General features: G+C 73.3%; 20 protein-coding genes. 8 read left to right on the top strand and 12 right to left on the bottom strand.

The genetic code is table 11. The features are described 5' to 3' along the window. Nucleotides 1-31: 31 nt before the first annotated feature. Together purU and ABT403_RS06180 are read right to left on the bottom strand one after the other, a co-directional pair. Nucleotides 32-910, bottom strand: a complete 879-nt coding sequence (gene purU, locus ABT403_RS06185; protein WP_344162949.1) for a formyltetrahydrofolate deformylase — start codon at nucleotides 908-910, stop codon at nucleotides 32-34. Between the two features lie 14 nt (nucleotides 911-924). After that, nucleotides 925-1,371, bottom strand: coding sequence for an SCO4402 family protein (locus ABT403_RS06180; RefSeq protein WP_344165760.1), 447 nt, complete (start codon nucleotides 1,369-1,371; stop codon nucleotides 925-927). A 196-nt stretch (nucleotides 1,372-1,567) separates the two neighbouring features. On the opposite strand from ABT403_RS06180, the gene ABT403_RS06175 reads away from it, so the two are divergent. Next, the gene (locus ABT403_RS06175; protein ID WP_344162946.1) at nucleotides 1,568-3,004 is read left to right on the top strand and encodes an ABC transporter substrate-binding protein; all 1,437 of its coding nucleotides are present in this window, start codon (nucleotides 1,568-1,570) and stop codon (nucleotides 3,002-3,004) included. Between the two features lie 3 nt (nucleotides 3,005-3,007). On the opposite strand, the gene ABT403_RS06170 is transcribed toward ABT403_RS06175, so the two are convergent. Together ABT403_RS06170 and ABT403_RS06165 are read right to left on the bottom strand one after the other, a co-directional pair. Then, nucleotides 3,008-4,750: a hypothetical protein gene (locus tag ABT403_RS06170; protein ID WP_344162943.1), complete on the bottom strand. Its 1,743-nt coding sequence runs from the start codon at nucleotides 4,748-4,750 to the stop codon at nucleotides 3,008-3,010. Between the two features lie 89 nt (nucleotides 4,751-4,839). Next, on the bottom strand, nucleotides 4,840-6,222 hold the full coding sequence (locus ABT403_RS06165; RefSeq protein ID WP_344162940.1) for an NsdA family TPR-like regulatory protein: 1,383 nt from the start codon (nucleotides 6,220-6,222) through the stop codon (nucleotides 4,840-4,842). A 219-nt stretch (nucleotides 6,223-6,441) separates the two neighbouring features. On the opposite strand from ABT403_RS06165, the gene ABT403_RS06160 reads away from it, so the two are divergent. From ABT403_RS06160 to ABT403_RS06140, 5 genes are all read left to right on the top strand, one after another. Next, nucleotides 6,442-7,122, top strand: a complete 681-nt coding sequence (locus ABT403_RS06160) for a bifunctional DNA primase/polymerase (RefSeq protein ID WP_344165757.1) — start codon at nucleotides 6,442-6,444, stop codon at nucleotides 7,120-7,122. Between the two features lie 150 nt (nucleotides 7,123-7,272). Further along, nucleotides 7,273-8,112: an ABC transporter ATP-binding protein gene (locus ABT403_RS06155; protein WP_344162938.1), complete on the top strand. Its 840-nt coding sequence runs from the start codon at nucleotides 7,273-7,275 to the stop codon at nucleotides 8,110-8,112. Further along, nucleotides 8,109-9,713, top strand: a complete 1,605-nt coding sequence (locus tag ABT403_RS06150) for a transporter (RefSeq protein ID WP_344162935.1) — start codon at nucleotides 8,109-8,111, stop codon at nucleotides 9,711-9,713. Before ABT403_RS06155 ends, ABT403_RS06150 begins: the two co-directional genes overlap by 4 nt. Before the next feature lie 260 nt (nucleotides 9,714-9,973). After that, nucleotides 9,974-10,696 carry a DUF6789 family protein gene (locus ABT403_RS06145; protein ID WP_344162932.1) on the top strand — a complete coding sequence of 241 codons (723 nt, stop codon included), beginning with the start codon at nucleotides 9,974-9,976 and terminating at the stop codon, nucleotides 10,694-10,696. 9 nt (nucleotides 10,697-10,705) lie between these two features. After that, entirely contained in the window at nucleotides 10,706-11,773 is a 1,068-nt protein-coding gene (locus tag ABT403_RS06140) for a hypothetical protein (protein WP_344162929.1), read from the top strand. Nucleotides 11,774-11,837: 64 nt separating this feature from the next. Here ABT403_RS06140 and ABT403_RS06135 read toward each other — a convergent pair whose 3' ends face one another. The 3 genes from ABT403_RS06135 to ABT403_RS06125 all read right to left on the bottom strand — a co-directional run bounded on the left by ABT403_RS06135 (nucleotide 11,838) and on the right by ABT403_RS06125 (nucleotide 16,019). After that, the gene (locus tag ABT403_RS06135; protein ID WP_344162927.1) at nucleotides 11,838-13,913 is read right to left on the bottom strand and encodes a calcium-binding protein; all 2,076 of its coding nucleotides are present in this window, start codon (nucleotides 13,911-13,913) and stop codon (nucleotides 11,838-11,840) included. A gap of 176 nt (nucleotides 13,914-14,089) precedes the next feature. Next, nucleotides 14,090-15,034 (bottom strand): alpha/beta fold hydrolase, encoded by a 945-nt coding sequence (locus ABT403_RS06130; RefSeq protein ID WP_344162924.1) that lies wholly within the window; start codon nucleotides 15,032-15,034, stop codon nucleotides 14,090-14,092. Nucleotides 15,035-15,326: 292 nt separating this feature from the next. Continuing rightward, a complete protein-coding gene (locus tag ABT403_RS06125; RefSeq protein ID WP_344162921.1) occupies nucleotides 15,327-16,019 on the bottom strand; it encodes an iron-dependent transcriptional repressor DtxR in 693 nt (230 codons plus the stop codon). A gap of 259 nt (nucleotides 16,020-16,278) precedes the next feature. On the opposite strand from ABT403_RS06125, the gene ABT403_RS06120 reads away from it, so the two are divergent. After that, the gene (locus ABT403_RS06120; protein WP_344162918.1) at nucleotides 16,279-17,034 is read left to right on the top strand and encodes an SIS domain-containing protein; all 756 of its coding nucleotides are present in this window, start codon (nucleotides 16,279-16,281) and stop codon (nucleotides 17,032-17,034) included. Nucleotides 17,035-17,092: 58 nt separating this feature from the next. Here ABT403_RS06120 and ABT403_RS06115 read toward each other — a convergent pair whose 3' ends face one another. The 3 genes from ABT403_RS06115 to pdxH form a co-directional block, all read right to left on the bottom strand. Then, a complete protein-coding gene (locus ABT403_RS06115) occupies nucleotides 17,093-18,403 on the bottom strand; it encodes a PAS domain-containing protein (protein WP_344162915.1) in 1,311 nt (436 codons plus the stop codon). A gap of 118 nt (nucleotides 18,404-18,521) precedes the next feature. Beyond that, nucleotides 18,522-19,127, bottom strand: coding sequence for a PH domain-containing protein (locus ABT403_RS06110; protein ID WP_344162912.1), 606 nt, complete (start codon nucleotides 19,125-19,127; stop codon nucleotides 18,522-18,524). Nucleotides 19,128-19,500: 373 nt separating this feature from the next. Then, nucleotides 19,501-20,124 (bottom strand): pyridoxamine 5'-phosphate oxidase, encoded by a 624-nt coding sequence (pdxH, locus tag ABT403_RS06105; RefSeq protein WP_344165754.1) that lies wholly within the window; start codon nucleotides 20,122-20,124, stop codon nucleotides 19,501-19,503. A 239-nt stretch (nucleotides 20,125-20,363) separates the two neighbouring features. Between pdxH and ABT403_RS06100 the strand changes: the two genes are divergently transcribed. Further along, nucleotides 20,364-21,470 (top strand): citrate synthase 2, encoded by a 1,107-nt coding sequence (locus ABT403_RS06100; protein ID WP_344162909.1) that lies wholly within the window; start codon nucleotides 20,364-20,366, stop codon nucleotides 21,468-21,470. A gap of 61 nt (nucleotides 21,471-21,531) precedes the next feature. Here ABT403_RS06100 and ABT403_RS06095 read toward each other — a convergent pair whose 3' ends face one another. Next, complete coding sequence (locus ABT403_RS06095) at nucleotides 21,532-22,191, bottom strand: TetR/AcrR family transcriptional regulator (RefSeq protein WP_344162906.1); 660 nt, start codon at nucleotides 22,189-22,191, stop codon at nucleotides 21,532-21,534. Beyond that, nucleotides 22,179-22,919: an enoyl-CoA hydratase family protein gene (locus tag ABT403_RS06090; RefSeq protein WP_344162903.1), complete on the bottom strand. Its 741-nt coding sequence runs from the start codon at nucleotides 22,917-22,919 to the stop codon at nucleotides 22,179-22,181. The genes ABT403_RS06095 and ABT403_RS06090 overlap by 13 nt, the downstream gene beginning before the upstream one ends. Nucleotides 22,920-22,969: the final 50 nt, after the last annotated feature.

The raw sequence follows: 22,969 nt of genomic DNA, 5'->3' as shown, positions 1-22,969 counted from the left end.
CAGCCCCGACCCCGCCCACCCTCGCGGCGGGCTACGCGAAGACGACCGTCCGGGTCCCGTTCAGCAGCACCCGGTGCTCGCTGTGCCACTTCACGGCCCGCGCCAGCGCCTGGCACTCCACGTCCCGTCCGATCGCGACGAGCTGGTCCGGCGTGACCTCGTGCCCGACCCGCTCGACCTCCTGCTCGATGATCGGCCCCTCGTCGAGGTCGGCCGTCACGTAGTGCGCGGTCGCGCCGATCAGCTTCACACCGCGCGCGTGCGCCTGGTGGTACGGCTTCGCGCCCTTGAAGCTCGGCAGGAAGGAGTGGTGGATGTTGATGATCCGCCCGCTGAGCTCCTTGCACAGGGTGTCCGACAGCACCTGCATGTAGCGGGCCAGCACGACGAGCTCGACGTTCTCCGCCCGCACCAGCTCCAGCAGCCGCGCCTCCGCCTCCGCCTTCGTCTCCTTCGTCACCGGGATGTGCACGAAGGGGATGTCGTACGAGCCGACCAGCTCGGCGAAGTCGGTGTGGTTCGAGACCACCGCCGCGATCTCCACCGGCAGCGCGCCGATGCTGGCGCGGAACAGCAGGTCGTTCAGGCAGTGGCCGAACTTCGAGACCATCAGCACGATCCGCATGCGCTCGTCCGAGCGGTGGATCTGCCAGTCCATCCGGAAGCTGTCGCCGATGGCCGCGAAGCTGGCGCGGAGCTTGTCCAGCGTCACCTCGGGCTCGGCCTCGAAGTGCACCCGCATGAAGAAGAGCCCGGTCTCACGGTCTCCGAACTGCTGGCTGTCCACGATGTTGCAGCCGGTCATGAAGAGGTAACTCGACACGGCGTGCACGATGCCCTGCTTGTCGGGGCAGGACACGGTCAGGACGTACTGGGGCAGGGGCCGGGCCCCGGGCTGCGGGTCGCTCATGACGGCATAGCCTTTCACACCGCGCGCGTGAGGATCTTCAGCACTTCCACGGAGGCGGGCCGGTCGTCCGGGTCCTCCCCGTCGGCGGTGGACATCCTCACGTGCGCCTCGCGCGCGGCCCGGACCGCCTCGGGCCAGGCCTCGTGGTCCAGGTAGGCGGCGACGGGGGCGTCGGGGCCGACCTGGTGCAGGATCCGCAGCACCCGCAGGACGGCGAGGTCGACGAGGGCCGCCTCCTGCGCGTCGCGGAATATCGTGCCGATGTACTTGTCGGCGGACCAGCTGTCGAGCCAGGTGTCCTCGACCAGCCGGTACACGGCGTCGGTGACGTCCCCGTACCCTTCGGCGCCGGCGAGCCAGACCTCCTGCTGGAACGCGGTGTCGGAAAGCATGTGCAGCGCCGAGCGCACGTTGCCGCGCCAGCGCCACCACGGCATGTCGTTGAGGGGCATGCCGCCCATGGTGGAGGAGCGGCCGCCGCGTCGGGAAGGGTTCTTCGAAGCTTGGGCGAATGTCACGCTTTCGATCGTACGTTCCCCACAAATGTGATCTTGACGCACCTATCCGCCCCCCGCCCCCGGCCGTTCACCTGGGCGTCACCGGATGTTGTGTACACCTCAGCGCTCAGTTACCCCTGTGGCGGAATGGTCGTGGGACATGACCAAATGCCGACGCGCAACACCCTTGTCCCGCCTGCTCCTTGCCGCAGCGACGGGTGCGTGTCTCACCACAGCGTGTGGGGTGCTCCCCGGGAATCCGGGGGGATCCGGGGACACCCTCACGGTCATGACCTTCGCACCGATCGGAACGAAAGCCACCAACATGCCCGGAATGCCGGGCATGGCCAAGGCCTACGAACGCTGGGTCAACGCCAACGGTGGCATCAAGGGCCGCAAACTGCGCGTCCTGACCTGCAACGAGAAGAACACCGCGACCGGCGCCGCCGACTGCGCCCGCGAGGCCATCGCCAAGAAGGCCGTCGCCGTCGTCGGCTCGTACAGCCAGTTCGGGCGCGCCTTCATGGCCCCGCTGGAGGCCGAGGGCATCCCCTTCATCGGGGGCTACGGGGTCTCCCCGGAGGAGTTCCAGAGCACCCTGTCCTACCCGGTGAACGGCGGCCAGCCCGCACTGCTCGCCGGCGCCGGCCACCAGCTCGGCAAGGCCTGCTCCCAGGTGTCCCTGGTCCGCCCGGACACCCTCGCCGGGGACACCCTGCCGGTGCTGTTGAACGCGGGGCTGAAGGCCAGCGGAACGCCGGAGGCCGCCGACATCCGGGCGGCCGAGGACGCCGCGGACCTGACGCCGCAGGCCCGTGAGGCCCTCGCCGACATGAGCACGAGCGGGGGCGCGGCGAAGGGCGACGGTACGGCGGGCGCCAGGGCGGCGACCACCCCCGGCCCCTCCACGTCGCCGTCCGGCGCCGCCAAGGGCCCGTCCTCGCCCGCCCCGTCCGCCGCCGCCTCCTCGTTGTCGTCATCGTCATCGTCATCGTCGTCGTCGTCGTCGAAGAGCTGTGTCACGGCCGTGCTCGGCGAGCGCACCGAGACCTTCTTCGACGCCTTCCGCCGCGCCGACTCCACCGCCCACCGGAACCCGCAGATCTCCTCCGTCCTCGGCAGCGTCAGCCAGGCGCTGGTCGACCGCACCGGCGGCAAGGAGAGCCCCTTCGAGGGCGCGTACGTCACCAGCTGGTACCCCGTCTCCACCGACCCGCTGTGGGCACCGATGCGGAAGGTGATCAGCGACCAGGCCTTCGGCGACGACACCGTCGAGGCCGACGACAGCGGGGCCCAGACCACCTGGATCGCGTACACGGTCCTCAACCAGGTGGTCCAGAAGTTCAAGGACGGCGAGGAGATCACGGGCCGCAAGCTGGCCCGGACCCTCAACGAGGCCTCGGGCATCTCCACCGGCAACCTCACGCCGGAGCTGAGCTGGCGCTACCAGGACATGCGGGCGGTGGCGGGCTTCCCGCGGCTGGTCAACGGCCGGGTCAGCTTCCAGGTCGTCCAGCAGGGCAGGCTCGTCGCACAGCTCGGCGAGCAGGACGTGGACATGACCGCGACGATGGAGTCCGCCCCGCGCTCGGCGTAGCCGCTACAGCTGCGTCTTGTCGCGCCGGGTGAGTCCGTACTTGGCGGCGATCGTGTTCCACATGGTCGCCGCCGACTCCTTCGCCTTGGTGGCCTCGCCGCTCGACTTGTTGCCGTCGGCGGCGTCGTCGGTCTGCTTGGCCTTGCCGTCCTTGCAGCCGCCCTTGTCGTGTCCGGCGTCGTCCGCCCAGTCCGCGTAGCTGTTGTCGGCGTCCGCCGAGGCGTTCCAGGCCTTGGTGAGGGCGGCCGAGAGCCGGGCGTGGTTCGGCAGCAGGTCGATCTTGAGGTCCGAGAGCCGGGTGACCAGCTCGTCGCGGCTGCGGGCCGCGTCGCGGAGGTCCTGGGCGGCCTGGCCGAGGTTCTTGCAGTCCTTGATGTCGTCCACGGCCTTGATCACCACGGTCCGGCTGTCGTTGGCGTCCGCGAGCAGCTTGTCCAGCTGGACGGCCTGCGGACGGGCCGGGTCCACGGGCGCGGAGCCGCCCGGCGCGTCGGCGGCGGTGGACCCGTCGGCCTTCGGGGGCACGGCGGCGGGGTCGTTGTTCTGCGCCTTGCCGTCGCTGAGCAGCGCGCCCACCCCGAGCCCGGCCACGGCCAGCCCGAAGACCGCGGCGGCGATCACGGCGGGCGGGATCCGGCGCGCGGGCGCCGGCGGGGGCGGGGCCTGGAACTGCTGCGGCGGGGGCGCGAACTGCGGCTGGGGCTGCGGCTGCGGTCGGCGCGGGCCGCGCCGCTGCGGCTCGGCGGGCGGCGGCGTCCGCCGGGCCACCGGCTCGGTGACGGGCGGCAGCTGCTGCGTGTGCCCGGCGGCCATGTCGGCGCCGGCGTCCCGGAACAGCCCGTCGAACCCCTCACCCCCACCGGCCGCCCCGGCCCCGGGGCCGGAACCGGCGGGAACGGGCGGGATGTACTGCGTGGCGGCCTCGTCCGCACCACCACCGGGAGCGGCCGGAACGGGCGGGATGTACTGCGTCGCCGCGTCCCCCACACCACCCGCCGGGACCGGCGGGATGTACTGCGTGGCGGCATCCGCCACACCACCCGCCTGGACCGGCGGAATGTACTGCGTCGCGGCATCCGCCACACCGCCCGCCGGGACAGGCGGGATGTACTGCGTCGCCGCGTCCGCCACACCACCCGCCTGGACCGGCGGAATGTACTGCGTCGCCGCGTCCGCCACACCACCCGCCTGGACCGGCGGAATGTACTGCGTCGCCGCGTCCGCCACACCACCCGCCGGGACCGGCGCCGCGTACTGCGCCGGGGAGCCGGACGGGTGTGCGCCCGAGGTCTGGCCGGGGTACGGGGGCGGGGGCGGGCCCCCCGCCGGGGTACCCGTCAGCGTCGGCACGACCTGGGTCTCGGCCCCCGCCACCAGGGCCCCCGGGGCGAACGGGGGCGCGGGTGCGGCGGCGGACACCTGGGGCACGTACTGCGTGGCCGCGTACGCCTCGTCGCCGCCCGGGACCGGCGGGACGTACGGGGCGGCGGCGGACGGCGGCGGGTAGCCGTAGCCGTGGGGGGCGCCCGGACCCTCGTAGCCGGGGCCGGTCTGCGGGTAGCCGTACGCCGGGCCGCCGGGCTCCGGCGGCGGGACGTAGGCGGGCTCCACCGGCCCGCCCTGCTGCTCGTACGACGGCTGGTCGTACCCCTGCGGCTGCGGCGTACCGTACGCGGGCACGGCCCACGGCTGCCCGGCCTGCGGCGCCCCGGGCTGGGGGACGCCCCCTTGTCCGTTCTCCGTCACCGGGACTCCTTCTCGCCTTCTCCGACGTCCGCGCTCGTGGGGATCCGCGCAGCCGTCGGGTCACGCTACCCGGTCACGGCGTGGCGACGTCAGGCCACCTGTACCTCCAGCCTCGCCCCGAACTCCCTCACGGCCGGTTCCTCCCGGTACGGCTCCAGCCGCGCCCGGAAGTCGTCCAGGTACTCCGCGCCCCGCCGCGAGCGCAGCGATCCCAGCAGGTCGGCGGCCTTCGCGGCGGTCTGGCAGGCCTGCTCCACCTCCCGCTGCTGGACCTGCGCCGACGCCAGCAGCAGCAGGCCGATCGCCCGCCGTCGGGCCTTCGTCACGGGAAGCCCGCGCAGCGCCTCCTCCGCCCGCCGGCCCGCCGCGTCGGCCTGGCCGAGGTCGCGGTGGCAGTGGGCGAGCTCGTCCGCGAGATAGGCCTGGTCGAAGTGGCGGATCCACACCGGATCGTCCCCCGACTCCGGCTCGGCCCGCTCCAGCGCCGTCACCGCCCGCCCCGACAGCACCGCCGTGGACCGGGCGTCGCCGAGCAGCGCGTGCCCGCGCGCCTCCGCCGCGTAGAACATCGCCTCCACCCGCGGGGTGACCTGCCCGCGCGTGCCCTCCTGCGCGGCCCGCGCCAGCTGGGCGATCTCTCTCGGGTTGCCCAGCTCGGCCGCGAGGTGGCTCATCGACGCCGCCAGCACGTAGCCCCCGTACGCACGGTCGCCCGCCGCCTGGGCCATGCGCAGCGCCTGGATGTAGTAGCGCTGGGCCAGGCCCGGCTGGCCGGTGTCCACCGCCATGTACCCGGCGAGTTCGGTGAGCCGGGCCACCGCCGCGAACAGGGCCCGCCCGACCGGCTCCCGGTACGAGCCCCCGATCAGCCCGGAGACGACGGAGTTGAGGTAGTGGACGACCACGGGCCGCACGTGCCCGCTGCCGAAGCGGTGATCGAGGTCGGTCAGCGCCTCCGTGGTGGCCCGTACGGCCTCCACGTCGGACATCCCGACGCGCGAGCCGCCGTTGCGCGCCACCTGCGGGTCGGCCCCGGTGATCAGCCAGTCGCGGCTGGGTTCCACGAGCGCGGAGGCGGCCACGCTCGACCCGGAGAGGAAGTCCCGGCGCCCGACGTCGCTGCGCCACAGCTCGCAGACCTGCTCGATGGCGCCGACGACGGTCGGGGAGAACTGCAGGCCGACCCCGGAGGCGAGGTTCTTGCCGTTGGCCATGCCGATCTCGTCGATGGTGACGGTCCGGCCGAGTTTGCGCCCCAGCGCCTCGGCGATGATGCCGGGCGCCCGGCCGCGCGGCTGCTGACCGCGCAGCCAGCGGGCCACGGAGGTCTTGTCGTAGCGGAGATCGAGGCCGTGCTCGGCCCCGCACATGTTGACGCGCCGGGCGAGCCCGGCATTGGAGCACCCGGCTTCCTGGATGAGCGCCTGCAACCGTTCGTTCGGCTGGCGGGCGACGAGAGGCCTGGCTGCCATGAAAACCCCCTGAGACGCGGGTGATCGCTGGAATGATCACTTCCCGCCTGAAGTGCGGAGAATCTTCCTCTCTGCGACGTGTCGTTACCCATCGGCCGCGCCCCGGCCTCCTACGCGCCCCCGCGCGTGCACCCGTGCGCCCCGCGTGCAGGATCGATGCACCGTCGACCCGCGCGTTTATCCCCGTAACCCCCGGTGACCCCGGCAGTTGTGCTGCACGTGGAAGAGACCATCGGAGTCACGGAGACCGCACCCATCCCCCAGCAGCGCGGCGAGCTGCTGCTCGACCATGCCGTGCGGTACGTGGAAGAGCGGCACTGGGACGTCTTCGCCGGTACCTGGCTGGAGCCCGGCGACGGCCGGGAGCTGTGCTCCTGCGGGGCGGCCGACTGCCCGGCGCCCGGCGCGCACCCGGCCGTGAAGGACTGGCGCTCCCTGGCCTCGGGCAGTGCGGTGGGGGTGCGGCGGATCTGGGGCAAGCACCCGGGCGCGTCCATCCTGCTGCCGACGGGCCGCACCTTCGACGTCCTGGACGTGCCGGACTCCGCCGGCTTCCTCGCCCTGGCCCGGCTGGAGCGCATGCAGCGCACCCTGGGGCCGGTCACCCTCACTCCCGACCACCGGATGATGTTCTTCGTGCTGCCCGGGGCCGGGGCGAAGGTGCCGGACCTGGTGCGCAAGCTGGGCTGGCTGCCGCACGCCATCGACCTGACCGCGCGCGGGGAGGGCGAGTACGTGGCGGCGCCGCCGACCCGCTACGGCGGCAAGGGCCCGGTCCAGTGGGCGCGCAAGCCCACCCCCGCCAACCGCTGGCTGCCCGACACCGAGGAGCTGATCGACGCCCTCGCGTACGCGTGCGGCAGCGAGGCGGCCGCGGCCCGGGGCCGCCGCAACGCCTGACCGGGCGCGGCGCCTGACGGGGCCGGCGCCCGCGCCGGCCGCTGACATTCGTGTCCACAAGTTCATGACATTCGTAACTGCTGCGCCCTCTCCCCTGCCTCCTATGGTGAGGAAAGTACGACCACGGGGATGAGAACGAGAGGCAGGCCCATGCCGGACCAGGGTTATGCGGCAGGCGGTAGCGGTACGGGCGGGACGGGCGGCACGCGACCCGCGCCGGGGACCGCCGCGGCCGTGCGGATAGAAGGACTGTGGAAGCGCTTCGGCGAGCAGGTGGCCGTCGGCGGGATCGACCTGGAGCTGCCGGCCGGCCGCTTCATCGGCCTCGTCGGCCCGAACGGCGCCGGCAAGACCACCACGCTGTCGATGGTGACCGGGCTGCTGCGCCCGGACATGGGCAAGGTGACGGTCGCCGGGCACGACGTGTGGGCCGACCCGGTCGAGGTGAAGAAGCGCATCGGCGTCCTGCCCGAGGGCCTGCGCATGTTCGAGCGCCTCTCGGGCCGTGAACTCCTCGGCTACATGGGCCGCATGCGCGGACTGCCGGGCGAGGAGACCGACAAGCGGGCCACGCAGCTGCTGGACGTCCTCGACCTCGCGGGCTCCCAGCACAAGCTGGTCGTCGACTACTCGACGGGCATGCGCAAGAAGATCGGCCTCGCGGCCGCCCTGCTGCACAACCCGGAGGTCCTCTTCCTGGACGAGCCCTTCGAGGGCGTCGACCCGGTGTCGGCGCAGACCATCCGCGGGGTGCTGGAACGTTACACCGCGTCCGGGGCGACCGTCGTCTTCTCCTCCCACGTGATGGAGCTCGTCGAGTCGCTCTGCGACTGGGTGGCCGTCATGGCGGCCGGGCAGATCCGCGCCGCCGGCCCGCTGGCCGACGTACGGGGTGCCGCGCCCTCGCTGCAGAACGCCTTCCTCGAACTCGTCGGCGCCCGCGACCACGCCGCCGGCGACTCCCTCGACTGGCTCGGCGGCGCCCGATGAGCGCCACCGCCGAGGCGTCCCTCACCCCCCTCTTCGTCCGCCTCAAGCTGTCGCTGATGCGCAACGGCCTGAAGGGGTCCTCGAAGCGCAAGGCCGTCTGGATCATCAGCCTGGTGGTCTCGCTGGCCTTCTCCGCCTTCGCCACCCTGGGCCTGGCCATGCTGCACGGCCACGCCCACGCGAGCACCGCCGTCGTCCTGATGGGCGCCATCCTCGCGCTGGCCTGGACCGTGATGCCGCTGTTCTTCCCCACCGGCGACGAGACCCTCGACCCGAGCCGGCTGGTGATGCTGCCGCTGCGCCCGCGTCCCCTCGTACGGGCCCTGCTGGCCTCCTCGCTGGTCGGCATCGGCCCGCTGTTCACGCTCTGCCTGGCCGTCGGCTCGGTGGCGGCGGTGGCGCACGGCGCGGCGGGCGTCGTGGCGGCGGTGCTGGGCGCGCCGCTGCTGCTCCTGGGCTGCGTGGCCCTGGCCCGGGCGGTGGCCACGGCGAACGTACGGCTGCTGACCAGCCGCAAGGGCCGCGACCTCGCCCTCCTCAGCGGTCTGCTGATCGCGATCGGCGCGCAGCTGGCGAACTTCGCCAGCCAGCGCCTGTTCCAGCAGGGCGGGCTGTCGGCGCTGGAGCCGGCCGAGGCGGTCGTCCGCTGGCTGCCGCCGGCGACGGCGGTCGGCATGGTCGATTCGGCGAGCGAGGGCGCGTACGCGCGGGCGGCGGCCCAGCTGGTGCTCACCCTGGCCGCCCTCGCCGCGCTGCTCTGGTTCTGGGAGCGGAGCCTGACCAAGCTGATGGTCACCCCGGACGGTTCGACCCTCGCGGCGGCCAAGCCGGAGAAGGAGCGGGGCACGGGCGGCGGCCGGTCCTTCCTCCCCGACGGCCGCACGGGCGCGGCGATGCAGCGGACCCTGCGCTATGTGGTGCGCGACCCGAAGACGAAGTCGGCGTGGGTGTCGGCGCTGGCCGTCGGCATGATCGTCCCCGTCTTCAACGCCGTCCAGGGCACGGGCTCGGTCTACCTGGCCTGCTTCGGCGCCGGCATGCTCGGCGTGCAGATGTACAACCAGTTCGGCCAGGACACCTCCGCCTTCTGGATGGTCGCCCAGACGATCTCCTCCCCGCGCGACGCGTTCGTCGAACTGCGGGCCCGCGCCTTCGCGCTGGCCCTGGTCACCGTCCCGTACACGGTCCTGGTCACGGTGGTCACGGCCGCGCTGGTCGGCGACTGGGCGCAGTTCCCGGCCGCCCTGGGCCTGGGGCTGGGCCTGCTCGGGGCGATGCTGTGCACGGGCGCGCTGGCCTCGGCGTACTTCCCGTACTCCATCCCCACGGAGGGGGCGTTCAAGAACGTCGCCCCGGGGCAGGCGGGCCTGGCCTGGCTGGGCATCTTCGGCGGCATGATCACCTCGGCGGTGGTCTCCTCCCCGGTGATCGCGCTGGCGATCTGGGTCAGCCTGTCGGACGCGCCGGGCGGCATGGCCTGGCTGACCCTCCCGGCGGGCATCGCCTGGGGCGCCCTGGCCGCCTGGGCGGGGCTGCGGATCGCCTCGCCGACGGTCTCGCGCAAGCTCCCGGAGATCCTCGTGGCGGTCAGCAAGGGCTGACCCCCGTCCCACCTCCCCCGCAGGGGGCGGCAGGCCACCGGCCCGCCGCCCCCTGCGGCGTTCGGTGACGGCGCCACCACACCGCGCGAGCGCGGCTGTTCCTGCCGGGGGTGCCCGCCTATGGTGAAGGTGACGGCTGCTCCACCAGAGATCTGAGCGATCTGAGAGATCCGGGAGCTCCAGGAGACCCGGTAAACCCAGGTCCGGGCGATCCAGGAGACCCGGGAGTCCGGGTGATCCCCTCGGCATCGGACGCGTCCATGCCCCTCAGCCTGCGCAAACCCCCTCACACGGCGCACGACCGCACGCTCCGGCGCTACGGCCTGGCGCAAGGGGCGCTGGTGTGCCTGCTGTTCTGCACCGCCGCCCTGCCCGTCCTGGCCATACCGCTGAGCCTGGGCGGGCTGGTCTCCCTGCACAGGGCCGCGGACACCGTGGTCTTCCCGCTGTGGGCCGTGGCCCTGCCGCTGATGTGGCGGTGCACGCCCGTGGCACGAGCGGCCCGCTCCGGGTTCCTCGGCGGACTGGTCGCGGTCACCGCCTACGACATGCTGCGCCTGCCGGTCATCCGCCTCAGCGGCTGGCCCGACTTCATCCCCCGGCTCGGGCAGTGGATCACCGGCGCCGACCGGCCGGACGCCGCAGTCGGCTACCTGTGGCGCTACATCGGCGACGGCGGCGGTATCGGCATGGCCTTCTCGCTGTTCTGCCTCGTGGCCGGCGTCCGGCGCGGGCTGGTGCCGCTGGGGCTCGCCTACGGTGTCTTCATCTGGTCCGGGCTCATCTGCACGCTCCTGCTCGTACCGCACGCGCAGCTGCTGCTGTTCCGGCTCACCCCGGCCACCCTGGCCGTCAGCCTGGCCGGTCACCTCGTCTACGGCAGCACGCTGGGATGGTGCGTCAGACGCTTCGACGGCCGCTACCACTTCCTGACCCCTCGCCCTGACGGCCACCGTGCACCGGCTGTCAGTGGGCGCCGTTAGCTTCGGGGCATGTCGATCAACGCACGACTGCGCGACTCGGTGCCCCTGCCGGGTGGGAACACGCTGGTCAACGGATTCGCCTTCGAGAGCCGCACCGGCGGCGCCCGCCGGGCGCTGCTGCGCAAGGGGCACGTGCTGGAGGTCTTCGACCTCGACGAGCTGTTCGCCGGGGCGCGGGCGCCGCAGACCGTCTTGCCGCTGCCGTGGCCGGGCTGGGACCGGGGCGTCCACTCCATGAGCCCCGACGGATCGTTCGTCGTGTTCTCCGGGCAGCGTGCGGTACGGGCCGTGGGCGCGGGCGGGGAGACGCTCTGGGAGTACCGGCACGGCTGCTGGGGTCCCGAGCTGGGCCATCCGCACAGCGGGGACGAGCAGGAGGTGTGCCGGGGGTCGGAGCACGGGTCCTGCCGGGTCTCCGACGACGGCCGGTACGTGTGGGCGCACGTGGTGACCGGGGAGGGGGAGGACGACTGGCAGGAGTGCTGGGTCGTCCTGGACGCCGGGGACGGACGGGAGCTGGCCCGGCTGCCGCTGGACAGCGTGACGTCCGGCTCGCACCACGTCTCCCACCCGGACGGGATCCACATGGGGCTCTCGATCGGCATGGGCCAGGACGGCATCCTGCTGCACTGGGCACGGTGGGACGGCGAGCGGCTGACCTCCTGGGACCTCAACGAGAACATGGACCGGATCCTGATCGACGTCCACCCGGGACACGCGGGCTACCTCACCGTCGAGCACTACGGATCGGACCTGGAGCTGCACGCCCTGGACGGGGACGTCCTCGCCGTCGCGGAGCCGGAGGCCGGCGAGTCCGGGGACCGGCCGTGCTGGGACTACGGCTGCGGCTTCGTGGACGCCGGCACCGTCATCGTCTCGCTCCCGGACGACGAGGAGTTCCCGGGGACGGCCGGCCACCGGCTCCTCGACGCCCGGACCCTGAAGGAACGGGGACGTCTCTCCTACCCCGCCGGGGTGCACGCGACCGGGGAGGTACGCCCCCTCGGGGACGGCACCTGGCTCACGTACGACGACGCGACGGGGATCCTCAACCGCTGGTCCGCACCGGCCGGTTGAGGGCGGCCGGTGCGTGCGGCCGGTGGGGCGGGGTCCTGCTGGACCCCGCCTCGGGGGCGCCCGGTTACGGGCAGCTGATGCGGGTGTCGCCGGGGTCGGTGGTGCAGGTGTCGGTGTTGAAGCCGCCGTTGGCGGTGTCGTTGCCCGCGACCCCGTCGACGGTGTCGAGGCGGTCGTTGCCGTAGTTGCCGGTCAGGGTGTCGTTGCCCGGGCCGCCGATGAGGTTGTCGTCGCCGAAGCCGCCGTCGACGTTGTCGTTGCCGGGGCCGGCGTAGACCGTGTCGTTGCCGTAGCTCGCCCGGACCGTGTCGTTGCCGCTCAGGGCGCAGATGACGTCGTTGCCGTAGCCGCCGTTGAGGGTGTCGGCCCCGCTGGTGCCGATGATCGTGCAGCCGCGGGCGTTGTTGACCGTGCTGGCGGCCGTCGCCGTGTTGTTGGCGGTCGCCGGGTCCGTCTGGGCGGCGGAGACGGTGGCCTTGTCGGAGAGGGTGCCGGTGGCGCGGGGTTCGGCGACGAGCTTGACCGTGGTCTGCGCACCGGGGGCGAGGGTGCCGAGGGCGCAGGTGGCGGTGGTCGCGGTGAGGGTGCAGGTGCCCTGGCCGGGGGTGGCGGACAGGAGGGTGCCGGGGCCGGTGAGGGTGTCCGCGAGGGAGACCCCGGTGGCCGTGGTGGTGGTGCTCGTGTTGGTCACCGTCACGGTGTAGGTGGCCTGGTCGCCGATGCTGACGGAGGCCGGGCCGGTCTTGGTGACGGCCAGGTCCACGCCGGGCGGGGGCGGCGGGGTGGTGACCTGGTAGCGGACGAGGCCCTGGTCGTCGCCGGTGTTGCCGGAGACGACGATCTTCCCGTCGGACTGGAGGGCGACCGCGTTGGCGGTGTCGAAGTAGCCGAACGACACGTCGGTGTGGACCTTGCCGCCGGCGCCGAAGCCGGTGTCCAGGGAGCCGTTGACGTTGTAGCGGGCCACGCCGAAGTCGGCCTGGCTGATACCGGCGGCGACGATCTTGCCGTCGGGCTGGAGGGCCAGGTCGGCGGCTCCGTCGAGGGTGTTGGTGCCGAAGTCGGTGGTCACCTTGCCGTCGGTGTCGAAGCCGGTGTCGAGGCTGCCGTCGACGGGGTTGTAGCGGGCGAGGGCGAAGTCGAAGCCGCTGCTGCCCGCCGTGACGATCTTCCCGTCGGGCTGGATCTCGACCCCGTTGGCCACGTCCGGGCCGGCGAAGCCGGTGGTGACTCTGCCGCCCGTGCCGAAGGAGGCGTCGAGGCTGCCGTCCGGGTTGTAGCGGGCGAGGGCGAAGTCGGAGTCGTTGGAGGGGTAGTTGTACCCGGAGCGGCCGGCGATGACGATCTTGTTGTCGGACGGCTGGAGCGCCACGTCGTAGGCGCTCGCGGAGCCCCCGGCGAAGGCGGTGGTGACCTTGCCGCCGACGCCGAAGCCCGTGTCGAGGCTGCCGTCGACGGCGTTGTAGCGGGCGACGGCGACGCCGGTGCCGCTCTCGCCCGCGGCCACGATGGCACCGCCGGGCTGGATCACGACCGCGTAGGCCCCCTGCGGGCCGGTGGTGCCGAAGTCGGTGAAGGTGAAGCCGTCGCCGTCGAAGCCGGTGTCGAGGCTGCCGTCCGGGTTGAAGCGGGCGACGGTGAACGACCCGGCGGTGTCGGGCTCCGCGCTGTAGCCGGCCACGACGAGCTTCCCGTCCGGCTGTAGCGCCACCGCGGCGGCCGAGTCGTCGCCGCCGCGCAGGTCGGCCGTGATCCTGCCGTCGGTGTCGCCGTCGCCGTTGAAGGTGGGGTCGAGGCTGCCGTCGGGGTTGTAGCGGGCCAGCGTGATATCGGAGTAGCCGCCCGCGGCGGGGACGGTGCTGCCGACGGTGACGATCTTGCCGTCCGGCTGGATCACCAGGCCGCGGCTGTCGTCGGAGCCGCCGCCACCGAAGTCGGTGGCGACCCTGCCGTCTCCGTCGAAGGCCGGATCGAGGTCGCCCGGTGCGCCGAGCGCGGTCGCGGGCAGGGCCAGGACGAGCGCCAGGGCGGCGGCGACGGCCGCGGCCGCGTGGCGGCGCGCGGCCCTCCTGCGACCGGACCGGCAGGCGCGGGTGGAGGCGTGGGGAGAGGTGGAGGATGTGGACGGGGACGTGGACATGGAGACCCTTCGTCTGCTCACCGCCGGGGTGCAGCGGGCCGGCGGCTCCCACTGGACAGGCCACAGCCTGTTGGGGCCGCGGCTGCCGGGTGCGTGCGGCGGGCCGCGCTGGGCTCACTGGCGGGCCGCGATCCACCCCATCGGGTGAGCGCCGCACCGGCGAAGGGTCCGGCGGGTCATCGGGACGCCAGGTCCGCGACCTCGTCGAGGAAGGGCTCCAGCACCGCGCGCAGGGCGGCCGGCCGGTCGTAGTGGACGTAGTGCCCGGCGTCCGGGATCTCGGCGTACTGGCCGGCCGGGAGGACGCGGACCATCTCCTGCGCCTCGGCGCGGCCCAGTTCGCCGTCGAGGCCGCGGACGACGAGGGTGGGGCAGCGGACCTTGGCCAGCTCCTCCCAGTGGGCGTCGTGCACCCAGGTCTCGCGGGCCGTCAGCATCTGGCGGCGGGAGAAGAGGGGGCGCCAGCCGTCCGAAGCCTGGTGCATCACCTCGGCGAAGAAGGCTCCCCGGCCGGGGTCGGGGCGCTCCACCCGGGGGTCGTCCTCGCCGAACCAGCGGCGGGCGGCGTCCTGCGTGGGGAAGGGCAGCGGCCAGCGGCGGAACCATTCCTCCCACTCCTGCTGCGAGGCCTCGCCGAGCGCGGAGGCGCGCATGTCGCAGATGACCAGGGCGCGGACGAGGTCGGGGCGGCGGGCGGCGAGCTGCCAGCCGGTGAGGGCGCCCATGGAGTGGCCGATGAGGACGACCGGGCCGAGACCGAGCTGTTCGATGGCCGCCTCGGCATCGGCCACGAAGGCCTCACGGCCGAGGGAGGGGACCGGGGCCGCCGGGGCGGGCGGCTGCCCGAAGCCGGTCGGGCCGTCCAGGTCCCTGATGCCGCCCGGCGCCGCGGCGCCGTTCGTCACGGGGTGCTCGCTCTGGCCGTGCCCGCGCTGGTCCAGGGCCACCACGCGGCGCTGCTCGCCCAGCCAGGCCGCGGTGCCCGCCCAGTGCAGGGCCCGGCCCATCAGGCCGTGCAGTAACAGGACCGCCGGCTGCCGGGCTCCGGCGGGCGGATCGCGGAACTCCCAGGCGGCCAGTCGGACGCCGTCGGCTGCAGTGACATCGATGCGCTGAACCACCGAGGATGCACCCCCTTCGCTCCCGGCCAGACTATCGAACCCGTATTCGAAAACGGGCGTCTCGCCGGCAACACCGCTCTTTCGAGTGACCTTGCTCAAGGATTGGCCGCCGCTGCCGATGGAGATCCTTTCAACAGGGAGGCGGGCCGCTCGGGGAAGACGGTCCGAAGGGGATGACCTTGAGAGCTCGGGGCTCCAGGTCAGCCAGGGGAGGACGGTCCCGGCGCCGCGAGGCGCCGGGACCACTCGTCTTCAGGGGACTGCGACAGCCGGAACGGGATGCGCCCCCGCGTCAGCGCTTGGCGACGAACACGTGCGAGGCGATGTCGGCGTCCAGCTCGGCGGCCTCGCCGCCGCTGCCCACCAGCACCCCGCCGGGGGACTCCGTCACGCTCACCACCGCACCGGGCTGCACGCCCGCGCGGCGCAGCGTGTACATCAGCTGGGCGTCGGTCTGGATCGGCTCGCCGATGCGGCGGACGATCACCGTCTTACCCTCGCTGCCCGGGTCCAGCTCCGACAGGCTGACCATGCCGTCCTCGATGAACGGGTCGGCCTCGGCCTTCTCGCCCAGCTCCTCCAGACCCGGGATCGGGTTCCCGTACGGGGACTCGGTCGGGTGGCGCAGCAGCTCCAGGACGCGCCGCTCCACCGCCTCGCTCATCACGTGCTCCCAGCGGCAGGCCTCGGCGTGCACCTGCTCCCACTCCAGGCCGATGACGTCGACGAGCAGGCATTCCGCGAGGCGGTGCTTGCGCATCACGCGCGTCGCGAGCTTGCGGCCCTCGTCGGTGAGCTCCAGGTGCCGGTCGCTGGCCACCGCCACGAGACCGTCCCGCTCCATGCGCGCCACCGTCTGGCTCACCGTCGGGCCGCTCTGGTCCAGCCGCTCGGCGATCCGGGCGCGCATGGGGACCACGCCTTCCTCTTCCAGCTCGAGGATGGTGCGGAGATACATCTCCGTGGTATCGATCAGTCCGGACATTCGTGCCCCTCGGATTGCGTGCGCTGGCCCTGCCCCCAATTCTGACGCATCGGGCCGACAACCGTCCCGCGCCTGACGTCAAGGCATGTACTGGACATCTCCCGGGAAGCCCGGTGCGCCGCCCCGGACGTCCGGTGCGCAGGGCTTCGGTCCATGGATTGACGCCCGTATTGACACGTCCTTGGTCCAGACCGCACGGTGAGCGGCGGACCACCGACGACGCATCCACCGCACCCCATCCTGGAAGGGCCTTCGGCGTATGAGCGAGAGCAAGCTGGCCGGGCAGTTCTTCGACGCCGCCATCGGCCTGCTGGAGCGGGTGCGCGACGAGGAGGGCGCGCGGATCGCGGAGGCCGGGACCGTGATCGCCGAGGCCGTCGCCGCCGGTCACCGGCTGTTCGCCTTCGGTGCGGGGCACTCCTCGCTGCCCGCGCAGGACGTGGTGTACCGGGCGGGCGGGCTGGCCCTGATGAACTTCCTCGCGGTACCGGGCACGGCGGGCGTGGACGTCATGCCGGCCACGCTGGGCAGCGCGCTGGAGCGGGTGGACGGGCTCGCCGGGGCGGTGCTGGACAGCAGCCCCGCCTCCGAGGGCGATGTGCTGGTCGTCATCTCGCTCTCCGGGCGCAATGCACTGCCGGTCGAGATGGCCATGAACGCGCGGGCCCTGGGGCTGAAGGTGATCGGCGTGACGTCGGTGGCGTACGCGACGGAGACGAAGTCGCGGCACGTGTCGGGGACCTTCCTGAAGGACCACTGCGACATCGTCCTCGACAGCAAGATCGCGGTCGGCGACGCGGAGCTGACGGCGGACGGCATCGACGCGCCGTTCGCTCCCGCGTCGACGGTGGTGACGAGCGCGATCATGCAGGCGGTGATGGCGGCGGCGGCCGGGGAGCTGGCCGCGCGGGGGGTGGAGCCGCCGCTGCTGCGGTCGGGGAACGTGGACGGCGGGCACGAGTGGAACGGGCGCGTGATGCGGGAGTACGGGGACCGGATCTTCTTCCGGCACTAGCCGAGCACCGCAGGGCGGGGCCGGGGCTGCGGGGCGGGGCCCTGCGGGGCGGGGTCCCTCAGGCTCCGGCGAGGTCCAGGTCGGCGGCCACTCGGGCCGCCACCTCCTCCGCGTACGCCGCGTCGGGATGGGTGAAGGCGGGGCGGGTCGCCCCGCGGACGAAGGTCAGGATGCCCAGCGTCCGGCCCCGGCTCCGCAGCACCGTGCACAGCGCGTGCGCGGCCCCCGGCGGCCACTGCCGGGCCCGTGCCCACCCCTCCGCCGCCTCGCTGCCGGGCGCCCCCGGCGCGCTGGCCCGGACGGGGCCGATCCGGTCCAGCGCCTGGAGCGCCGGGTGCGCGCTCTCGTACCGGACGGGGATCGCGCCCGGCCCGGGCAGCAGCAGGGCCAGCCCCGACGGGGACACCGCCGAGCGGACCAGCCGCCGCCCGCCCTCGGCCAGTACGTCGACCAGCGCGTGCTCCGCGAACCCGGCCAGCGCGAAGTCCAGCCGTACGGCCGCCGCCTCGGCCGGGTCCGCGCACTCGCCGGCGGCCCGCCCGGCCCGGTGCAGCTGGTTCGACCGGAACCGCACCTGCCCGTTGTCCAGCTCGGCCTGCCGGGCCTCGGTGACGTCCTGGAACAGCCACCCCACCCCCAGCGGCACGGGCTCCTCCGCGAGCGGCGAGGCCAGCCGCAAGAACCCGCTCCGCCAGCAGCGCCGCCGCTCCCCCTCCGGGGTCCGCACCGTCACCCACAGCTCCACCGGCCCCGGCGGCGCCCCCTCGGCCAGCACGTGCTGGAGCGCCCCCTCCAGCTCCTCCACCCCCTGGGACAGCAGCTCGCCGAGCGGCCGCCCGAGCAGCGTCGTGCGGCCGGAGCCGAAGGCGCGGGCGGCGTGCGCGTTGACCACCGCCGGGCGCAGGTCCACGTCGACCAGGACGACCCCCCAGGAGGCGTCGTCCATCAGGGCCTCGCTGAGGGCGATGGAGCGCTCCAGGTCGATCTGGGCGTGGACCTCGCTGAAGGCGCAGTAGACCCCGGCCGGTTTCCCGTCGGCGCCGGGCACCCCGGCGGACTGGGTCCGTACGAGGATCCGTCCGCCCTCCTTGGTCAGTAAGGCGAACTCGTGGACCTGCCGGCCCGGCGCGTCCTGCGCCGACATCAGCCGGTCCTGTACGTCGTCCGCGTCGGCGGCGCGCACGGCCCAGCCCGCGAACCCGTGCCGGCCCACCGCCTCGGCGGCGGTCCAGCCGAGGATCCGCTCGGCCTCGCGGTTCCAGTGCGTGATCACGCCGTCGGAGTCGAACGCGCACAGGGCGGCGTCCATCCCGTCGAGCAGCGCTGCGAGCAGATCGTCGGTGGTCTCACCACGTCCGGAAGCACTCACCTGGCACCCCCTGCAGGTGTTCGCGTGTGCGGCACGTCAGATCATTGAACTGGAACGTGACCCAGACCACACCCGCTTCCCGGAATCCTCCCGGAATGTCCGATGGGGGGCGTGTCGCTCAGGTGCTGACGACCATGACCACCATCGCGACGACGAAGAGCACGAAGAAGATCCCGCACCCCCAGAACGTCGCTTTCAGCATCCGCCCCTCGCGCACCGCCTGCCGCTCCACATGCGCGTGCGCCTGCGGGTCCGGCGCCCAGCCGGGGCCGCGGAGCTCCTCCCAGGCGGCGCGGATCACGGCGATCTCGCGCTCGACGTCGACGTGGTTGTCGTCCACGTACATCAGCTGGACCCGGCGGCCCCCGGCGTCGTAGGCGTAGGAGATGAGGGTGGGCTGGTTCTGCCCCATGCCTGCGCTGGGGTTGCGCACGGCCTGGATCTCCTGGATGTCCTCCCAGGCCAGGCGCCTGCTCCCGGTGAAACGGCGGACCCGGATGCCCTTGAGGTCGGCGGAGGTCGCGCAGCGCTTGGACGCCCACACCAGCCAGCCGAAGAGGAGCACCACCAGGGCGATGATCACCAGCTTCACCGCGCCCGGGACGTCGTCCAGGTTCAGCGTGGACAGGACGATGCCGGGCAGCCCCACCCCGACGGCGATGTACACGGCGGTCATCTGCTGGGACCGGATCCGGTAGTCACGCGGCAGCAGCCCGGCGCTCATGGCACCCCTCCCCCGGTGGCGGACGGCCAGTGTAGGGAGTAACCCCCGCCTCGAACAGGGGAGTTGCCGCCCCGGGCGCGGAAGGCGGTAAATAAGTTGAGGCCCTCCGGGCAGGGGCCTAGGCTCTGCCGTACACGAGAAGGGAGGTGGTTCCCGAAATGTACGGAAACCGGACGCGTGAGGTGACTGCGGGCTAAGGGCCCGTCGTCAGCAACGCACCCAGTGCGGTGCCCGGCGGAAGCTAGCCGCCCGGTGCCAATCCCAAGCAGTCACCCGACCCGCGGGCTCGCCGGTACGTCCGGCCGGCTCCTCTCACTGCAGGAGAGGAACCCGAGCCCGCGGGTCGTCTGCGTTCTCCCCGCCCTCCCGGCCCTTACGGGCAGAGGCGCTCGATCCGCCACTTCTCCCCGTCGAGGACGTACCGCAGCCGGTCGTGCAGCCGGTTCTCGTGCCCCTGCCAGAACTCCAGCGCGTCGGGCACCACCCGCAGCCCGCCCCACTCCGGCGGCACCGGCACCTGCTCCCCCTCCGGGTAGCGCTCCGCCAGCTCCGCGTACCGGCGGTCCAGCTCGGCGCGCGAGGCGATCACCCGGGACTGCTCGCTCGCCCAGGCGCCCAGCTGGGAGCCGTGCGGCCGGGAGCGGAAGTAGGCGGCCGTCTCGTCGCGGCCGGTCCGGGCCGCCCGGCCCGTCACGATCACCTGGCGGGCGATCGGGTGCCAGGGGAAGAGCAGCGAGACGTACGGGTTCTCGTCGATCTCCCGCGCCTTGCGGGATCCGTAGTTGGTGAAGAAGACGAAGCCCCGGCTGTCGAACTGCTTCAGCAGGACGGTGCGGGAGCTGGGGCGGCCGTCGGAGGTGGCGGTCGAGACGACCATCGCGTTCGGCTCGAAGAGGTGGGAGTCGGCGGCCTGCTGGAACCACCGGGCGAACTGCGCCATCGGGTCCCCGGCGAGACCCGCCTCCTCGACGATCTCGGAACGGTACTGCTTGCGCATGGCGGCGGGGTCAATGTCCTGATCGGTCACACCGCCATCCTGCCGCAGTAACCCGACGGCGGGTGTGCCGTATGTCACGCTTCCGAAGGCCGGGTGGAACGGACAAAATCTTGGGGCCGGTCCGAGGGTCCCCGCACGGATGACCATCGGCCGTGCCGGGCATCAACGGTGATGACCGCGCCGGACCGCGAATCACGCCGGGAGCCGCGCGTGTTCGCACTATCTGAGGGAGCCGCCGCATGTCCGACTTCGTACCCGGACTCGAAGGGGTCGTCGCGTTCGAGACGGAGATCGCCGAGCCCGACAAGGAAGGCGGGTCGCTCCGCTACCGCGGGGTCGACATCGAAGACCTCGTCGGCCACGTCTCCTTCGGGAACGTCTGGGGCCTGCTGGTCGACGGTGCCTTCAACCCGGGCCTCCCGGCCGCCGAACCCTTCCCGATCCCGGTCCACTCCGGGGACATCCGCGTCGACGTGCAGTCCGCGCTCGCCATGCTCGCTCCCGTGTGGGGCCTGAAACCGCTCCTCGACATCGACGAGCGCACCGCCCGCGACGACCTCGCGCGCGCCGCCGTCATGGCCCTCTCCTACGTCGCCCAGTCCGCCCGCGGCCAGGGCCTGCCGATGGTGCCGCAGCGGGAGATCGACAAGGCCGAGTCCGTCGTCGAGCGGTTCATGATCCGCTGGCGGGGCGAGCCCGACCCCAAGCACGTCAAGGCCGTCGACGCCTACTGGACCTCGGCCGCCGAGCACGGCATGAACGCCTCCACCTTCACCGCCCGCGTCATCGCCTCCACCGGTGCCGACGTCGCCGCGGCCCTGTCGGGCGCCGTCGGCGCCATGTCCGGTCCGCTGCACGGAGGCGCGCCCTCGCGCGTCCTCGGCATGATCGAGGAGATCGAGCGCACCGGTGACGCCGTGGCCTACGTCAAGAAGGCCCTCGACAAGGGCGAGCGGCTCATGGGCTTCGGACACCGCGTCTACCGCGCCGAGGACCCGCGCGCCCGCGTCCTGCGCCGCACCGCCAAGGAGCTCGACGCCCCGCGCTACGAGGTGGCCGCCGCGCTGGAGAAGGCCGCCCTGGAGGAGCTGCACGCGCGCCGCCCCGACCGGGTGCTCGCCACGAACGTGGAGTTCTGGGCCGCGATCATGCTGGACTTCGCCGAGGTCCCGGCGCACATGTTCACCTCCATGTTCAGCTGCGCCCGTACGGCCGGCTGGTCCGCCCACATCCTGGAGCAGAAGCGCACGGGCCGCCTGGTCCGCCCCTCGGCCCGCTACGTGGGTCCGGGCCGGCGGGACCCGCGGGACATCGAGGGCTACGCCGACATCGCGTCGACGGCCTGACGGTCCTCACGCTCCGAGGGCGCCGCACCCCTTCGCCGGGGGTGCGGCGCCCTTGTACTGGTCACCCCAGGGCGGCGTCGAGGATCCTCGACCACTGGGCGACGACGCGGTCCCGGCGGGCCGTGTCATCGGTCAGGACGTTCGCCAGGCCCAGCCCCCGGGCCATGTCGAGGAGGCCCTGCACGGTCTCCCGTACGCCCGGCACCGACTCGTCCGCGCCCAGCAGCTCGACGGCGATGCGGTGGGTCTCCCGGCCGACCCTGGCCTCCAGCTCCGTCACCTGCGGGCGCAGCTGCTCCTCGTTGGAGGCGGCGACCCACAGCTGGAGCGCGGCCCGGAACAGCGCCCCGGTGTAGAGGTCGACCAGGGCCTCGACGACCGCCGGCCGGGGGGCGGGGGCGGCCTGGAACAGCTCCCGCAGGGCGGTGGAGCGTTCCTCGGCGACGTACTCGACGGCCGCCGTGAAGAGCGCCTCCCGGGTCGGGAAGTGGTGCTGGGCCGCACCCCGCGAGACCCCGGCGCGTTCCGCGACGACGGCGACGGTGGAGCCCGCCCAGCCGTGCTCGGCGAGGCAGGAGACGGCCGCCTCCAGGAGGTGGCGGCGGGTGACGCGGCTGCGCGCCTGCTTGGGGACGGCGCCGGTGCCGGTGCGGGAGGCGGCGTGGGGCGCGGTGCCGGGGGCGGCGCCCGCGCCGGTGGCCGCGCCGGTCAGCGCACCCATGACGGGTCCCGGCGCTCGAAGCGGGCGGTGATGCCCTCGCGGGCCTCGGCGGAGGCGAAGAGCCGCGCGGAGAGTTCCGTCAGGCGGTCGCCGTCGCGGTCCAGGGCCTCCCGTACACCGGCGGCCACCATCGCCTTGGTCTCCGCCAGGGCCTGCGGGGAGGCCTTGCGCAGCCCATCGAGGACGGGGGCGAGGGCGGTGTCGGGGTCGCCGTCCGTGTGGAGGGTGAGCAGCCCTATGCGGGTGGCCTCGGCGGCGTCGAAGGGTTCAGCGGTCAGGAAGTAGCGGGAGGCCGCGCGGGGGTCGAGGCGGGGCAGCAGGGTCATCGAGATCACGGCGGGGGCCAGGCCCAGGTGGGTCTCGGTGAAGGCGTACGAGGACTGCGGCCCGGCGGCGGCGATGTCGCAGGCGCCGAGCAGGCCGAGGCCGCCGGCGCGGACGTGGCCGGTGACACGGGCGACGACCGGCTTGGGCAGCGTGGTGAGCTCGCGCAGCAGCGCGAGGAAGTCAGCCGGGTCGCAGGGGGACTTCAGGTCGGCGCCGGCGCAGAAGGTGTTCCCGGTGTGGGTGAGGACGACGGCGCGGGTGCCGGCGTCCTCGCCCGCCTCGGCGATCGCGGCCCGCAACTCACCGACGAGCCGCGCCGAGAGGGCGTTGCGGTTGGCCGGGGAGTCGAGGGTCAGGGTGGTGATACCGGTCGCCCGGGTGGCGTGCACGAGTGGGGCCATGTCTCCTCCGGAGGGTCTGTTGACGGGGCGCCGGCCCCCTCCGGGGAGGG

The organism is Streptomyces sp. NPDC000075, from assembly GCF_040301925.1.
Lineage (GTDB): Bacteria > Actinomycetota > Actinomycetes > Streptomycetales > Streptomycetaceae > Streptomyces > Streptomyces polychromogenes.
The sequence above is the reverse complement of the archived record's forward strand: the minus strand, read 5'-3'. Positions and strand labels throughout refer to the sequence as shown.